The sequence below is a fragment of the Streptomyces sp. NPDC085460 genome (assembly GCF_044541975.1).
Classification (GTDB): Bacteria; Actinomycetota; Actinomycetes; order Streptomycetales; family Streptomycetaceae; genus Streptomyces.
The window spans coordinates 1-13,619 of the sequence record NZ_JBITTO010000020.1 but is presented as its reverse complement, the minus strand read 5'-3'; the positions used below and the strand labels follow the sequence as shown (position 1 = coordinate 13,619).

General features: G+C 70.9%; 16 protein-coding genes. 7 read left to right on the top strand and 9 right to left on the bottom strand.

The window, feature by feature from the left end; all coding sequences use genetic code 11:
- Positions 1 to 10: 10 nt before the first annotated feature.
- Complete coding sequence (locus ACIGHB_RS32975) at positions 11 to 256, bottom strand: hypothetical protein (protein WP_399918358.1); 246 nt, start codon at positions 254 to 256, stop codon at positions 11 to 13.
- A gap of 364 nt (positions 257 to 620) precedes the next feature.
- Here ACIGHB_RS32975 and tap point away from each other — a divergent pair, with 364 nt between their 5' ends.
- Together tap and tpg (ACIGHB_RS32965) are read left to right on the top strand one after the other, a co-directional pair.
- Complete coding sequence (gene tap, locus ACIGHB_RS32970) at positions 621 to 2,879, top strand: telomere-associated protein Tap (protein ID WP_399918355.1); 2,259 nt, start codon at positions 621 to 623, stop codon at positions 2,877 to 2,879.
- Between the two features lie 12 nt (positions 2,880 to 2,891).
- Positions 2,892 to 3,449: a telomere-protecting terminal protein Tpg gene (tpg, locus tag ACIGHB_RS32965; protein ID WP_399918353.1), complete on the top strand. Its 558-nt coding sequence runs from the start codon at positions 2,892 to 2,894 to the stop codon at positions 3,447 to 3,449.
- Positions 3,450 to 3,651: 202 nt separating this feature from the next.
- On the opposite strand, the gene ACIGHB_RS32960 is transcribed toward tpg (ACIGHB_RS32965), so the two are convergent.
- From ACIGHB_RS32960 to ACIGHB_RS32940, 5 genes are all read right to left on the bottom strand, one after another.
- Positions 3,652 to 3,873 carry a hypothetical protein gene (locus ACIGHB_RS32960; protein WP_399918351.1) on the bottom strand — a complete coding sequence of 74 codons (222 nt, stop codon included), beginning with the start codon at positions 3,871 to 3,873 and terminating at the stop codon, positions 3,652 to 3,654.
- A gap of 115 nt (positions 3,874 to 3,988) precedes the next feature.
- The gene (locus tag ACIGHB_RS32955; RefSeq protein WP_399918349.1) at positions 3,989 to 5,503 is read right to left on the bottom strand and encodes a hypothetical protein; all 1,515 of its coding nucleotides are present in this window, start codon (positions 5,501 to 5,503) and stop codon (positions 3,989 to 3,991) included.
- A gap of 101 nt (positions 5,504 to 5,604) precedes the next feature.
- Positions 5,605 to 5,904 (bottom strand): hypothetical protein, encoded by a 300-nt coding sequence (locus ACIGHB_RS32950; protein WP_399918347.1) that lies wholly within the window; start codon positions 5,902 to 5,904, stop codon positions 5,605 to 5,607.
- The gene (locus ACIGHB_RS32945) at positions 5,901 to 6,515 is read right to left on the bottom strand and encodes a 2'-5' RNA ligase family protein (RefSeq protein WP_399918345.1); all 615 of its coding nucleotides are present in this window, start codon (positions 6,513 to 6,515) and stop codon (positions 5,901 to 5,903) included. Before ACIGHB_RS32945 ends, ACIGHB_RS32950 begins: the two co-directional genes overlap by 4 nt.
- Positions 6,515 to 6,838 (bottom strand): hypothetical protein, encoded by a 324-nt coding sequence (locus ACIGHB_RS32940; protein ID WP_399918343.1) that lies wholly within the window; start codon positions 6,836 to 6,838, stop codon positions 6,515 to 6,517. The genes ACIGHB_RS32945 and ACIGHB_RS32940 overlap by 1 nt, the downstream gene beginning before the upstream one ends.
- A gap of 183 nt (positions 6,839 to 7,021) precedes the next feature.
- Between ACIGHB_RS32940 and ACIGHB_RS32935 the strand changes: the two genes are divergently transcribed.
- From ACIGHB_RS32935 to ACIGHB_RS32915, 5 genes are all read left to right on the top strand, one after another.
- On the top strand, positions 7,022 to 7,582 hold the full coding sequence (locus ACIGHB_RS32935) for a hypothetical protein (RefSeq protein WP_399918341.1): 561 nt from the start codon (positions 7,022 to 7,024) through the stop codon (positions 7,580 to 7,582).
- Between the two features lie 104 nt (positions 7,583 to 7,686).
- Complete coding sequence (tpg, locus tag ACIGHB_RS32930; protein WP_399918339.1) at positions 7,687 to 8,277, top strand: telomere-protecting terminal protein Tpg; 591 nt, start codon at positions 7,687 to 7,689, stop codon at positions 8,275 to 8,277.
- 104 nt (positions 8,278 to 8,381) lie between these two features.
- Entirely contained in the window at positions 8,382 to 9,161 is a 780-nt protein-coding gene (locus ACIGHB_RS32925) for a hypothetical protein (protein ID WP_399918337.1), read from the top strand.
- Positions 9,162 to 9,466: 305 nt separating this feature from the next.
- A complete protein-coding gene (locus tag ACIGHB_RS32920) occupies positions 9,467 to 9,700 on the top strand; it encodes a hypothetical protein (RefSeq protein ID WP_012477033.1) in 234 nt (77 codons plus the stop codon).
- Positions 9,700 to 9,972 carry a hypothetical protein gene (locus ACIGHB_RS32915; RefSeq protein ID WP_399918334.1) on the top strand — a complete coding sequence of 91 codons (273 nt, stop codon included), beginning with the start codon at positions 9,700 to 9,702 and terminating at the stop codon, positions 9,970 to 9,972. Before ACIGHB_RS32920 ends, ACIGHB_RS32915 begins: the two co-directional genes overlap by 1 nt.
- A gap of 1,084 nt (positions 9,973 to 11,056) precedes the next feature.
- On the opposite strand, the gene ACIGHB_RS32910 is transcribed toward ACIGHB_RS32915, so the two are convergent.
- The 3 genes from ACIGHB_RS32910 to ACIGHB_RS32900 all read right to left on the bottom strand — a co-directional run bounded on the left by ACIGHB_RS32910 (position 11,057) and on the right by ACIGHB_RS32900 (position 12,830).
- Positions 11,057 to 11,488: a hypothetical protein gene (locus ACIGHB_RS32910; RefSeq protein WP_399918332.1), complete on the bottom strand. Its 432-nt coding sequence runs from the start codon at positions 11,486 to 11,488 to the stop codon at positions 11,057 to 11,059.
- 185 nt (positions 11,489 to 11,673) lie between these two features.
- Positions 11,674 to 12,120: a helix-turn-helix domain-containing protein gene (locus ACIGHB_RS32905; RefSeq protein WP_399918330.1), complete on the bottom strand. Its 447-nt coding sequence runs from the start codon at positions 12,118 to 12,120 to the stop codon at positions 11,674 to 11,676.
- Positions 12,117 to 12,830 carry a hypothetical protein gene (locus ACIGHB_RS32900; protein ID WP_399918328.1) on the bottom strand — a complete coding sequence of 238 codons (714 nt, stop codon included), beginning with the start codon at positions 12,828 to 12,830 and terminating at the stop codon, positions 12,117 to 12,119. Before ACIGHB_RS32900 ends, ACIGHB_RS32905 begins: the two co-directional genes overlap by 4 nt.
- Positions 12,831 to 13,619: the final 789 nt, after the last annotated feature.

The window sequence follows — 13,619 nt, the reverse complement described above, 5'->3', positions numbered from 1 at the left end:
GCCGCGTGGGTCAGACGGCCCCGGTCGTCAGGCCGCCTTCGTAGGTCCAGCTCTTCACCGGCCGGGCGGTGCCGCCGGTGAGGGCGGTGAGGGTGAGGGCGGCGCCGGGCCGGCTGTAGGCCCCGAGCCACTCGGTGAACTTGTGGTCGGCGACGTCGGGCTGGGACCAGACGCCGAAGATGGCCGGGCCGCCCGTGCGGAAGCGGAGCTCCGCCGCGTACGCGGCGGCCTGGTCCTCGCGGGCCGAGCTGTCCACGGTGCCGGTCCTTTCTGTCGCGCTGGTCGGGGGCGGCTCCATGAGCGCGGCCCCGCTGGATGCCCAGCCTGGCACACCGGCGTCTCTGGAAGCTGTCGGCGGTCTGCGGGACCGTGGTGAGTGAGGGGTCCGACCGGATTAGGTCGGACCCCTGTTTTCCCAGGTGGAAGCGGGTGCTGAGAGGCGGAGCTGATAGAGGCACGGGCCGGGCTCACCATGCTGCGGACAGAGGGGTCGCGGGCCCGAGCGTCCCGTGTCGCTCGACGCCACTTCCCACCCCGAACAGGAAACGTACGCGATTCGTACGGTGTTCGTACGCGAAACGTGCGCTTCATGGTGTAGGGTGTCGTTCAGGAGGTGTTTCATGTCCGAGTTGTTCGACGCGGTCGACGCCCTGCTCGCGTCCCGCGCCGCGCTGCCGCCGCCGGCGGAGCGCAAGCGGCTGCGTGCCGCGCACGGCCTGACGATCGACGAAGTGGCCACCGCACTGCGGGTGCGGCGGGCCACGGTGTCCGGCTGGGAGTCCGGCAAGACCGAGCCCCGCCCGCCGGAGCGTGACGCCTACGCCCGGCTGCTGGACAAGCTCGCGGAGCTCTACCCCGCTACCCCGGCCGACACGGCCACACCCGCCCCCTCGCCCGCCCCGGTCCCCGACGCTGCGGTGCCGGCCACGTTCACCGCCGCATCCGTCCCGGCGGAAGCACGGGCAGGGGCGGCGTCCGAGGCCGCAGTCATGACTGCAACCGAGAACACCCAGACCCCTGCCCCTGCTCCCGTCGCCGCTGCTCCAGCCGTCGCGGCCCGTCCGGCGCGCACCACCAGGCCGTCGTCGACGTCGCGCCGCCCGGGTGCGAAGAAGGCGGCCCCGGCGGGCACCCCGGCGGGCGTCGACCCGCGGTTCGAGAACGGGCCGCTGGCGGTCGTCGACGTCGAGGACGGGAAGGTGCTGGCGTACTGCACCGGCGGCCTGGTCCTGGACGTGCCCGCCAAGTCCATTCCGGCCCTGGTCGACTGGACCCTCACGGAGGCGAAGCTCGGGGCTCCGAAGCTGTCCGGCCCGGGAAGGCCGGCCGACCCGCTGATCGTGCTCACCGAGGCCGCGTGCGAGCGCTACGGCCTGCCCGTCACGCTCACGGCGGAGGAGAAGGACGCCGGGCGGATCCCGGAGGGCCACAAGGTCATCAAGCAGCTCGCGCGTGCGGAGTGGAAGCTGACCAAGCGCGGGTTCGGCCCGTGGGCGCGGATCTACCGCCCCGCCAAGGGCTCGGAGCGCCAGTGCGTGCAGCTGTGCATCCCGTCGTGGAACGCGCTGGACTCCCGTTTCTGGGGCGGCGCCGCGCAGCTCCCTCCGGCGGAGCTCGCCCGCGTCCTGGGCGTGTACGCGGCCCGGGTGATGACGCCGCGCGGTTCCACGGCCGTCACCGGCCTGGAGCTGATGACCGCGCTGCACCCGCCGACGCACGCCGTACGGGATGAGGAGACCGGCGTCCTGCGGCAGTCCGAGACCAAGACGCCCGGCTCGCTGGGCAAGGACCCGGTGGACTGCGCGCCGTGCGAGGCCCCCGATGGACACCCGCTCCTGGCGGACCTGCCCCGTTTCCACGTGCGCGGCCCGTCGGAGAAGCTCTTCGAGGAGGCGTACGAGTGGGCACGGCCGACGACCGGCGCGGAGTGCGCCCTGCGCTACCTCGTCGGCATCGACGTCAACATGGCCTTCGCCGCCGGCGCGAACGGGCTGATCGTCGGCCTCGGTGAGCCGACCCACGTAAAGAACCCGGTCTTCGACCCGAAGCTGCCCGGCTCGTGGCTGGTCGACCTCTCCCACGTCGACCTGTCCCGCGTGAAGGTCGGCAAGGAGTGGGTGAACCTGGACGGCAGCCTCCTGCCGAGCCCGTTCACGCCGAAGGGCAACCGCCCCGAAGGCCCCGCCTGGTACGCGACGCCCACCGTCGCCTACGCCCAGGAGCTCGGCTACGACGTCGCGCCGACCGAGGCGTACGTCCGGTACGACAACGGTCGGTACCTGGACGGCTGGTACCAGCGGCTGCGCGACGCCTACCTCGCCACGATGGCCGACCTCGGCGTCGACGCCGACCTGTCGCCCGAGGACTTCCTCGCCGCGATGGACGGCTACAAGGAGCGTGACCCGGAGCTGGCGATCGTCGTCTCGGCGATCAAGGCGACGGTCAAGGGCGGCCTGGGCAAGCTGCGCGAGCGGCCCCGCGGCGAGGGCTGGCGGCCGGGCGAGCGGTGGCGGGCCCTGGAGCGCCCGACGTGGCGGCCCGACATCCGGGCGGCGGTCATCTCCCGCACCCGGATCAACCTCCACCGCAAGATCGTCAAGCACGCGGCGTTCACCGGGCAGTACCCGATCGCGATCCTGTCCGACTGCGTCGTCTACGCCTCGAACGGCCCGAGCCCGCTGGACTTCCTGCCCTACCGGGAGGGCAAGCCGCTACCGGGCGGCTTCAAGCTCGGCATCAACCCCGGCCTGGTCAAGCACGAGGGCACCCAGACCGTCGTGTGGGGCGAGGAAGTCCGCGAGAAGTTCAACGCCCCGGCGCTCAACCTCGCCCGGTCCATCAAGGACGGCACCGTCACCGACGAAGACAACGGAGAGTAGGAGCACGCGACGATGAGCCTGTTCGGGGACGGCCTGGAGAAGGCGGTGCAGAAGGCGTTCACCCGCCCCGCACCGAAGTCGGCCGGCGCGCAGATGCGGTACCTGGTCAAGCAGCTCGGCGGCACGAAAGCGGCCGCGCAGATGCTGCGGATCTCCCAGCGCACCGTCGAGCGGTACGTGAAGGACCAGATCAAGAAGCCCCGCGCCGACCTCGCCGCGCGCCTGGAGCGCGAGGTGAAGAAGCGGTGGCAGCCGCAGATCCGGGCCAAGGCCCGGCAGAAGGCGGCCACCACGGGCGGCATCGTCATCGACACCCGCGCCCGCATGGGCTACAAGGCTTCGGTGGGGTCGACGGACCAGGACCGCATCCGGCACCTGACCGTCGCCCTGCCCCCGCAGTATGCCGCCCGGCTCTTCGACGCCCAGGACGCCGGCGCCAGCGACGCCGAACTCCAGGAGATCGCCGCCGAGGCCCTGAAGGAGGTGTACTTCCAGGACGGCGGCCGCCGCGCCGGCTCCCTGGAGGAGGTCCGGTTCACGGACGTCGAGCACCTCGAGTTCGACCTCTAGCAGTCGCGCCCCGAACAGCCCGCGAGCCCCGACCACATTGGTCCGGGGCTCGCTCGCGTTTTCCCTCCGGCCACCGCCCCGTACCGGTGCGGACGCCGCAGGCCCGCTGATGGCCCCGCCGCCACCTCATGACTCCGGAGGATCTGTCAGCGTCCATACAGACACGCGGCGATGTGTTCCAGGACCAGGGATAGGGACGTGATCAGAGATATTGCCTCAGCCAGTCGGGCATGCTCGGGTCGTCAAGTCCCCAGGACTCCCGGAGCGATTCGTCCTCCTGCCAGGTGTTCTCATCGCCGTCGAAGAACTTCTGCCGGTGGCACTTGTACTTGACGACGGCGTCGCCTTCGAGCCTGTACTCGTTCCAGTAGTAGTTCTGCCTCCCGTGGCCTTTCCACTCCTTGGTCGTGTAGATCGTCGTCATGAAGTCGGAGTGTAGCCAGGGCACTGACCCGGCTTGACGGCGTAACCCGGTCAGGCCGGGGCGGGGCGGGATACGGGCGGCGCTGATCATGGACGGTGCTCGGGGCCGCTGCAGGCTAGGCGGCAGCGGCATCCTGGGCTCGCGGCCGGCGGGGCCGGGCGAACGGGATCGCTGACCAGCCCTGCTCCAGGACGGCGTTGTGGTCCAGGAACTCGTACCGGGGGAACATCTGGCGCAGGTCCACGGCGCTGGCGTCGACGGCCGCGCGGAGAAGCTCGGCCAGGCTGGCGCCGGTGATGGTGACCGCCTGCTCCAGTTCGGAGATGGCGGTGACCATCACGGGGATCTTGGTCTCGGGCAGGTGCTTGCGCTGTGCGGGAGTGTTGATCTGGTGGAACGGCTCTGCGGTCACCACCATCCCGATCATCTGGCGGCCGGCCGGGATGTCGGCGAGCTCCGGGTGCCTGCCAGTGCGGAGGAAGTCCACCGACCGGTTGATCTGCTCGAACCCCTTATTGATCGGCGTGTCTCGGAGACGGGTGGCGAAGTCCGGTCCGCCCAACCTCAACTGCTGGTTCGGGCGGGTCGACTTCACCTCGATCAGCAGGACCAGGTCGGGGAAGACCGCGAAGAAGTCGACGGTCTTCTTGCTCTGGCTCTTGGAGATCTTGACCAGGATCTCCGGGTGCACCTCGGCGTCGGGCAGCAGGGCGAGGTGGCGGCCGACGTAGCGCTCAAAGAGCCTGCCGACGTCGGTGGTGAACGACTTGCCCCATTTTGACATGTTGTCGCCACCGGTGTGGTAGAGGCCGAGGGGGGACGCCTTGTCCAGCACGGCGGCCGGCACCGGGACGAGGTAGCCGCCCGGAACACCGCCTACCAGCGGGGTGGACCGAAGCGGGTTGTGGCCGAAGCGGCGCCAGAGCGGGTCGTGGTCGGCGGGGAAGGAGGCGCGGAGCTTGTTCTTGGTGGTGACGAGATGCCGGTTCAGCACCTTCTTGATCTGGGCCGGGGAGCGAAGCCCGTCGAACTGGTCGTAGTCCTCGGCGGGGTACCAGTCCACGGCGAAGCGGCCGCGGCGTCGCGGGTTCGGGTGGGCAGTGGCACAGCCCCAGATGAGGTTGGTGATGCCGAGGTAGTCCGCCAGCGAGCAGCCGAGGCGGTGCTTGTCCCAGCCCGGGACGATCACCTCCAGGGGGTCGTCGGAGTCGGCAGGGTAGGGGGTCTGGGACAGCCAGGCGATGGTGCGGCTCAGCTGCGAGTAGTTGTCCTCCTGCCACGGGGCCTGGTGGTGGATCGTTCGCTGCAGGAACCCGTCCCAGCGCTCCATGCCCTCCGGTTCGCGGGTGACCGGGTCGTCGAGAGCCCAGAACAGGTTGAGGATCTCGCGGAGGTCCTGGCCGGACGCGGGACGACGGTTGTCCCGGCCCCGGGCCAGGGAGACCCAGGCGACGTCCAACACGGCCCACGGCGCGAGCGGGTTGAAGCCGAGGGAGCCGGGGTTCCGGGCGAACGGGACGGCAGCGCTGCTGGTCGCGATCAACCGGGTCAGCGAGGTCGGGTCGTGGCGCAGGAGCCGCTCGAAGTACACGGGCTCCGGAACCGGGTGGAAAGGAGAGGTTTGCCGCATACCTCACAGTGTCCGCCTCCACCGGGCGGGGACGCGAGCAGTTTCCCGTACCGGGCACCGAAGGCGCCCGTGCCGCTTGCTGGGTGATCGGTGATCTTCCATCAGGGGGCGCCGGTGATGACCAGGCCGTCGTCGCTCTGCCGGGTCTCGCGCAGCGTCAGCTCGGGGGAGGAGTAGAGGAGAACGCCGTCGCGGTACAGCTCGTACGCGTAGTGCTCGGTCTTCTCCAGGGCGGTCCGATGCTCGGGCGTGAGCGCGGGCAGGACGAGCTCGGCGTAGCCCCGGCCGTCGATCAGGATGCTGCGGGTCGAGGCGGGGCCGGTGATGGTCACCGTGTGGACGCCGATCCCGAGGTCGACGGTGTCGCCGTGGATCGGGCGGCTTCCAGGGGCGAGGTTCATGCGGTGAGCTCCCATCCGAGCGGAACGGTGGCGATCTGCTCCCACTGGATGTGGGCGCCGTCGTGCCACTGGGCGACGAGGTGGACCCGGTCGACGTGGACGGTACTCGACAGCGGCCCGTCGATACCGGCGAGGGCCGCGGCGAGCTCGGCCCGCTCCAGGGCCTCGGCGCCGGCGCCGGTGTAGGCGATGGAGGTGTGCGGGGATGCGCTCGGCGCGATCCTGCAGGCGGCGCCGGTGCGGAGCGTGGCCTGGGTGAGGGTGTCGACGAGGTCGGCGGCGGGGCGGCCGGGCCAGCCGCTGATCTCCACCGCGACGGTGCCGACGGACGGCCGGTCGAACGTCAGGGTGAAGGGCTCCACCGCCGCCAGGCGGCCGCGGGCGTCAGCGACGAGCGCGTCGGTGTCGACGTCCTCGGGGGCCAGGCCGACGGCGTGCAGGAGGGTGCAGTGCTGCCACTGGAGCGGCACGCGGACCAGGCCCGGCCGGTAGATCCCCTCGTACGGGGCGGCCAGGGCAGCGGCCTCCTGGAGGGTGGGCAGGATGTGCCAGTGCAGATCGCGGCGGCCCGCCGGCCAGAAGCCGCTCACCCGCTGGAAGAAGCTCTCCATCACAGGATGTCCTCGTACCCGGGAAGGATGTCGGTGTTGACCGGCACGCGGAACTGGACCTCGTCGTGCTCGGGCACGACGGTGTGCCCGTCGCGGGCGGCCGCTGCCACGACGCCGCGTACGGCGCGGGCGTCCAGCCGCCAGTCCCCCGTCTCGTGCCCGGACGGACACGAGATCGTCGCCTGCTCGCCGGCCGCGCTCAGGGTCAGCCCGGTCCGGGCGCCGCACCTACGGCAGGTCACCGGCACCCGCGAGCGGTGCGTCGGTCCGCTGTCGATGTAGAACGCCGTCCCGGCGATCCGCACGGCCTGCTCCGCGTCCATCCCCACCCCCGTCACCTGCTGGTGCCGCCATCCTTCCCGGACCGCTCCGGCCGCGCCACACCTTCTCGGCCGAAGCCTCATCTCCGGCCCCACGCCTTCCCGCTGCTCCCCGCGGCCCAGGGCCTGCCGGTTGATGCCGGTGAAGCCGTCCGGCGGCGTCGTCGGCGCACCTACGATGCGGTGGTGCGGAACACGAAGGCGTTCAAGGAAGCCGTTGCCCAGACGCTCGCGGAGCTGGCCCGCCGGGGGGTGACCCTCGCGCCGGCGACCGTGGAGGACACGATCGAGAAGCAGATCACCACCGTGGCGGAGCGGCTCAGGATCCAGGTGCGCTCCGCCTGGCGGTACTTCGACGCCTCCGTCATCGCCGACCGGCTCGCGCAGAGCCTGGCGTCGTACGAGGAGAGCAGCAGCGAGAAGGCCGTCGGGCAGGCCCCGATGCCGCCGATCGACAACCCGGAGCTCGCCCTGGTCCTGGCCGGGGTGCCGGACTCCCTGGCGCAGACCGGCGGCGACCTGTACGCGGTCATCATCAACGTCGCCGTCAACGCCTGGATGGCCGGCCACATCCACGGCGAGGACGGCTGCACCGGCTGTGACGGCAGCCGCGGCCCGGCCGGACACGACTGGGACACGAGGATGCGCACCATCACCGAGCTGCAGCCGAACATCACCAAGTGGTTCGACCGCGACGTGTGGACCCGCGCCGTCAACGACACGGGCTACACCGTCACCCGCCGCTGACGGACGAACCGGCAGGACACCCCGGACGAGCAGCTGCTCGTCCGGGCAAGGTGGCCCCGGGACTCAGGCCGCTGTCCACAGGCATCCCGTGGTCCCTAGGAGGCATGAGCGATCACGAGCAGCAGCAGCCGGCCCCGCGCCGGGGCAAGGTCCTGGAGGCCCTTGTGCGGGCGGAGCGGAAGCTCTTCACCCGGCCCGCCCCGAAATCGGCAAAGGCACGTATGAAATTCCTCCGCACGCGCGAGGGCGGGTCCACCGCAGCCGTGGCGGAGCGCCTGGGCACCTCACGGCGGACGGTGGAGCGCTACCTCGCGGGGAAGCTGACGAAGCCGCAGAAGCGGCTCCAGGCCGCCCTGGTGGAGGAGACGGAATCCGAGTGGCAACCCCAGGTCAGGGCACAGGCACGCGCGGCGGCGGCCACCTCCAGGGGCATGATGGTGGACGTGACGGCCTACTTCGGATTCACGTGCACGGGCAGCTCGGACGACGGCCGCCAACGCCAGATCACCACGGACATCTCGCCCACCTACGTGAAGCAGATCCTGGAGCTCCAGGAGGCCGGTGCGACGGAGGAGGAGCTGCATCCGATCGTCGCGGAGGCCATCACGGAGTCGTACTTCACGGAATGGGGCACCCGCGCCGAGGGCCTGCGCGCAGATTTCACCGACGTCCTGAAAATAGAATTCCGGTTCTGACCCAGCCGAATTCAAGACCTGCTAGAAACGTATTCGACGGGCCGCCGCACAGCGCTCTGGCGGCGGCCCGGCCCCGAATCCGCAGCACGAAGACGAGGCCGAAGATGACCACGCCCTGGCCCCCGCGTACCGCCCGCCGTCCGCTCGCCCCGCGCGTCGCCGCACCCCGGGAGCCTGTCGACCCCGCCCGCATCGGCCGCCGCATCGGCCGCCGCGTCGTACGGCGCCGGGCGAAGGGCATGGACGCCGCCGCTGTCGCGGCGGCCCTCGAGGACGCCCGCTTCGACGCGCGGCAGAGCTCCCGGTTCGAGGACCTGGCCGACGACGTCCGCGGCCGGGCGGAGCTCGCGGAGTGGGAGCGCCTGGACCAGCTGCTCGCCGCCGCGCCGGCGGGCACCGTCTACGACCCGGACGCCGACGACGTCGTCCAGGCCGAGCTCGCCGCCGAAGCCGCGGCCGCCGCCGCCCGCGAGGCCGCGCTGCGTGAAGCCGCCCGGGTCGCGGCCCGCGCCGACGAGCTCCAGGCGCTGCGCGAGCTCGGCACGCTGGAGCAGACCGAGCCCCGCGACGGAGATGAAGCCGCCCGTGACGAGCTGACCCGGCGAGCCGGCGGGTACGTCCAGGCCGACGTCGACGCCTGGCTCGCCCGTGCCCTGGCCGCGCACCGCGGGCACTACCGCGACCCGGCCGCCCGTGAAGCCGCCGCCGGCCTCCTGCTGCCGCCGGTCCTCGCCCACGCCGCGCTGCTCGCCGAACTCCTCCGCCTGGTCCCCGGCGCCCGCGCCGACGAGCTGGCGTTCGCGGCCCGGCTCGCCACCACCGAGCCCGAAGCCGCCGGGGACCTCGCCGCGTTCCTCGCCCGCGCCCGTTCCGGCGCCAGCTGACCGCACCACGCTCTTCCGGCGGGGTGTCACGCTGACCGAGCGTGAGCGTGACACCGGCTGTCACGCGCCCCCGGGGCAGCGTCACGCCACCTCGAATATGTCCCTATATGTCCGCTTCAGGGATTCCGTAGGGGTCTCCAGGGCGGCTTCGGGGGTGGAGCGTGACACATAAGAGTTGATCGCCCGAGCGCTCACGGCCAGTACGGACCGTAGTCACGGGGCCCGGTTCCGCCGGAGTGGTCCCGGGCCCCGCGGCCCGGCGATACCGTGGTGAGCAACGCCAGTTCTGCCCTCTGGAGCCCTCGATGAGCGAACAGCCGGCCCCCGCCGACACCGCCGCCCGGCAGCTGGAGCCCGCGGCCGCCGACGCCGTCCGCGCGTACGCGGCCAAGACCCGCGCCGACGCCGACCGCTTCGCCGCCGTCCTGGAGGACATCGCCACTAACGGCCTGCCCGACCCCGAGCAGTGCACCCCGTGGGAGGAGCTGCGCGAGGCCCACCTCGCCCGCCTCGCCTCCCAGCGCCCGGCCGTCGCCTGATGCCCCCGCAGCACGCCCGGCGCCGCGCCCGGATCGCGTTCACCGACTCCGCCGCCAAGCAGCTGGAGAACATCACCAGCGAGGCGGAGATCCACGCCCTGGACCGCGCCCTGGTCGTCGTCTCCGTCGACCCCGAGGTCGGCGAGCCGATCCCCGGCAGCGCCGCCGGCCCCCAGCTGCGCGAGTATGCCGACGAAGTCGAACGCGTACGTCTCCTGTACTGGGTCACGGCCTTGAAGACCGTGGTCGTGGTCGCCTACCTCGAGGTCTGACCCGCGACGCCGCGGACCAGGCCGACCGCGTGCCGCCGGGCCCGGTCGGCCTCTCCGCGTGTTCGTCGGTTGGTGAGGGATCGGGTCCGCCGGTTGATGAGGGATCGCTCGCGTACAAGGAAGACCTAGGACTGACTGACCAGGGGACGAGCGCGCTCTCCCCACCCGCCGAAGGCGAAGTACCGGAAGTACAGCCGGCCCTCACCGCCGGGCTCGCTACCCGCCTTGCACCCTTGCACCCCATCGCCGAGCCACCGGCCTGCCCGGAGCCCCCGGGCCGACGGCGCGTCCTGCGCCGCGCCCGTGCAACAGACGAGTGCACCAGAGTCCGCGTTGCGGTCATGACCTGCGGCAATACCCAGCACGGCGCGGACCGGGCGCGTGTTGCACTCTGCGTTGCAGGCCCCGCCCCGGACCGGCCCGACACCCGTCTTGCACCCCATCAGTAGGTACTACAGGTAGTACCTATGTGCGGGTTGTAGATCCTTCCCTCTGAGGGCGAAGCTCGCCGCGCGGGCACACATCGCCCGCCCCCGCTTCCACCGAGGCTGACTCCGGCCGTCCCCAGCACATGATCCTTCCCGGCGCTGTACGGCCGTCTGCGGCGTTCTGACGCCCTCCCGGCCCCCGAGAGACGATCAAGCCCCCGAAAGGCGCTCACAGCGGCGCACAGCGCTTCGAGCGGCGGGGAAGCACCCTGCCTCCTCGGCAACGGCTCCACGACGGCCGCCCGGCTCTCCCCCTCGGACACCGTCTCTCGCTGCTCCCGGCCCGAGCTCCGCCTCAGGGGGAAGGATCTACAACCCGCACATAGGTACTACCTGTAGTACCTACCAATGGGGTGCAAGACGCCTCCCGCCTGCCAGCCCGCGACCGCCGGCGGCCGTCACCGGCCGGGTGCAGCACCTCATGCTGCTCGGCCGCCGACGTCCTGCTGCTCCTGGCGGTGAAGGGTGCAAGAGGTCTGCTGCTCCCCGGTGAGGAGTGCAGCGCAGCATTCGCACGACCCAGACGGCACACGGGTGCTGCTCGGGTAGCAAGGCCGGCCTTACTCGTGCAGCAGACAGCGCTGCCTCCGAGACGACTACGCGGTCGCGGCTGCTGCAATCGGCGAGCCGGCGGGCAGGCCGCCGCTGCGCGAGCAGGCCCGCAGCGCGCACTCGAAGAGCACGTCGACGTCGAGGGTGGCGTCCCGGCGGGCGACCACGTACAGCGCCTTCATCGCCTCCCACGCAGCGACGACAGCGAGAGACGGCGCCCGGTCGAGGCCCAGCTCCCCGTCCAAGCAGGAGGGGAAGCCGAACTGGTGCGTGCGGGCTTCGTCTGCGGCCACCACGCTCTGGTGAGCCCGGCGGGCCGCGTCGAACCACCGCACGGCCTCCTGCGTACCCAGGGCGTTGACGACGATCGCAAGGAACGGGGTCACCGGCTCGGCACTGGGAGGCCAGCTGTCGGTGGGCGAGCCGAAGCGGTTGCCCAGCTCCAGGGCGAGGTGGAGGCCGAAGTTGTGCGTCACGCTCCACTCGTACCGCGACGGCCGGCACTCGAGCGGGCGGCGCGCGGCAGGGCCTTCGGGGAACGCTCGTATGGGCCGCTTGGCCTGCGGCTTTTCTCTCCAGGGGAACGCTGTACGCCGTCTTGGCGCGAGAACGGCGCCGCACCGTGGGTGCAGCGCCGTCGTGTGAGGACGGGATCGTCGGGTCAGGACACGGCCTTGAGGTTCTGCCGGCGCTTGGCGTCCTCGCGGAGCCGGCGCTTCTCGGCGAGCTGATCCTGGTAGGCCGCCACGGCCTTCCGGTAGTTCTCCACGAAGCCGGGCGCGTTCAGCCGCTCGTTCTTCGGCATCGCCTTGACCGCCGCGATGGCGTCCTCGGGAGAGGAGTAGGCGGCGAGCATGGCGTTGAGCTGATAGATGCCGGCCCTCTTCTTCTTCACCAGCTGCGCCAGGTCGAGGTCACGCAGCGCGGCGTTCACGGCGGCCCGGCTCAGGCCGAGCATCTGGGCGAGGGTCGTCTGGTCGACTTCGATCCGGCCGCCCGGCTCGCTGTGGGCACGCATCTTCAGCAGCACGCGGTAGGCCGCGGGCAGCAGGTCCAGATCGGCCACGACGCCTTCGGCGTTGACCGCGGCGAATTGCAGACCGCTCACTGTTCGGCCCCCTTCTCCTTCTGCTGTACCCGCTTCCGACGGCGCTCAGCACGCATGCTCGCCCGCTCCTCACGCAGCCGCTCGATCTCCTGCCGCATCCGCTCCAGCGAGGGGAAGCGCACCAGTTCGGGCAGGCTCTCGTCCGACCGGATCTTGGCAATGGTCTCGTGCTGGTCGACCCGGATGTACTGCGCGTCCATGGTCTCCGTACCCGGGATGAACTCGGCGACCCGGTAGGAGTACGGCGGGTTGAACTGGTAGACGCCGCGCTTCACTCGGAACACGATCCCGTGATCCATGACCTCCTGCAGCGCCTCGTTCACCTTGGTGCGGGTGACGTCCAGGACGTGGGCCATCTCGTCCTGGGTCAGGGGGATCCGACCGCCGGCCTTCTGGCACGCGATCAGCAGCAGCATCAGCCGGAGCGGCAGCGCCTCCCGGAAGAACTGCGCGATGACGAGAAAGAACTCCAGGCTGTCCATCGAGAAGGCGTTGGGCTCGTCCGGAGGGCCGTAGAACTCCAGCGGCTTCCGCTCGCTGTCCAGGGTGAGCTTGCGGCCGGGATACGCGCGGGCGACGTCGTCCAGGTCCTTGACGGGCCGCAGCGGCCGATCCCAGGCATCGGCCGGGTTCTCGGTCAGCGGCAGCTTCGGCTGCGACTGCGGCGTCCCTCGGGCCCCCGGACGGCGGCGCTGCGGCTCTGTCGACACGAGGCTGCTCTCCAAGCTGTTGATCTCTGCGACGCGGAGCAGTATGTCACCTCCGCTTGACATGCATGTCGCTTCGACACGACATGCAGCACGAGTTGTGTCCCCCCAGGGGGGACAGATCTCCCCCCTGGCGTCCCGCGACCCGGACCCGGGACAGATCTGCCGCCGCATGTCGCCTCCAGTTGACATGCGGCAGGAATTCATGTCGCCCCCAGTTGACATTGGAGGGTCGATCTGCCCCCTCACCCGGGACACATCGACCGCGATACGTCCCCCCACCCGGTACATATCTCAAGAATCCCGAGCCTCTGACCTGCGGTTTCTTGATCTCGCCATATATCAGTGGCTGAGGTCACCCGCACCCGCACCCGGACCCGGCGTCGCTCAGGCGGCTTCGAGTGGGGCCCCGAGGCCCCGCACAGCCCACAGCCCGCGGCGCCAGAGCTCTGAGTCCAGGCGGCGTCGACCCTCACAAACGAGCTCCCCGAGGCGAGGCCAGCCTTCGTCACGGGTTCCGTCGACCTGCCCGAGGAGCAGTTCAGCTCAGGCACCCCCGCACCCCGGAATTTCCACTTTCCGATTTCCGGGGTACCGTTCTGTTTCCGAGGCCCTAGCCTTCCCAATTCGTTATTCCTCGCCTAAGCACCGGGCCAAGCAAGGGTGCTGATGCAGTCTCAAAAACGCGCCCCGCTTCGAACGGTCTGGGGGTGTCCTGTGTTTCCGCCAACGGTACATGCTGCATCTACCGGATGCACGCGATACACTGGAACCCACACGAACGAGCGACCC

What these genes read in the sequence shown, in the direction of transcription:
- tpg (WP_399918339.1), top strand. Translation starts at nt 7,687, where the DNA reads ATGAGCGATCACGAGCAGCAGCAGCCGGCCCCGCGCCGGGGCAAGGTC.
- ACIGHB_RS32940 (WP_399918343.1), bottom strand. Translation starts at nt 6,838, where the DNA reads ATGGACGCGGAGCAGGCCGTGCGGATCGCCGGGACGGCGTTCTACATC.
- ACIGHB_RS32945 (WP_399918345.1), bottom strand. Translation starts at nt 6,515, where the DNA reads ATGGAGAGCTTCTTCCAGCGGGTGAGCGGCTTCTGGCCGGCGGGCCGC.
- ACIGHB_RS32925 (WP_399918337.1), top strand. Translation starts at nt 8,382, where the DNA reads ATGACCACGCCCTGGCCCCCGCGTACCGCCCGCCGTCCGCTCGCCCCG.
- tap (WP_399918355.1), top strand. Translation starts at nt 621, where the DNA reads ATGTCCGAGTTGTTCGACGCGGTCGACGCCCTGCTCGCGTCCCGCGCC.
- ACIGHB_RS32960 (WP_399918351.1), bottom strand. Translation starts at nt 3,873, where the DNA reads ATGACGACGATCTACACGACCAAGGAGTGGAAAGGCCACGGGAGGCAG.
- tpg (WP_399918353.1), top strand. Translation starts at nt 2,892, where the DNA reads ATGAGCCTGTTCGGGGACGGCCTGGAGAAGGCGGTGCAGAAGGCGTTC.
- ACIGHB_RS32920 (WP_012477033.1), top strand. Translation starts at nt 9,467, where the DNA reads ATGAGCGAACAGCCGGCCCCCGCCGACACCGCCGCCCGGCAGCTGGAG.
- ACIGHB_RS32955 (WP_399918349.1), bottom strand. Translation starts at nt 5,503, where the DNA reads ATGCGGCAAACCTCTCCTTTCCACCCGGTTCCGGAGCCCGTGTACTTC.
- ACIGHB_RS32915 (WP_399918334.1), top strand. Translation starts at nt 9,700, where the DNA reads ATGCCCCCGCAGCACGCCCGGCGCCGCGCCCGGATCGCGTTCACCGAC.
- ACIGHB_RS32950 (WP_399918347.1), bottom strand. Translation starts at nt 5,904, where the DNA reads ATGAACCTCGCCCCTGGAAGCCGCCCGATCCACGGCGACACCGTCGAC.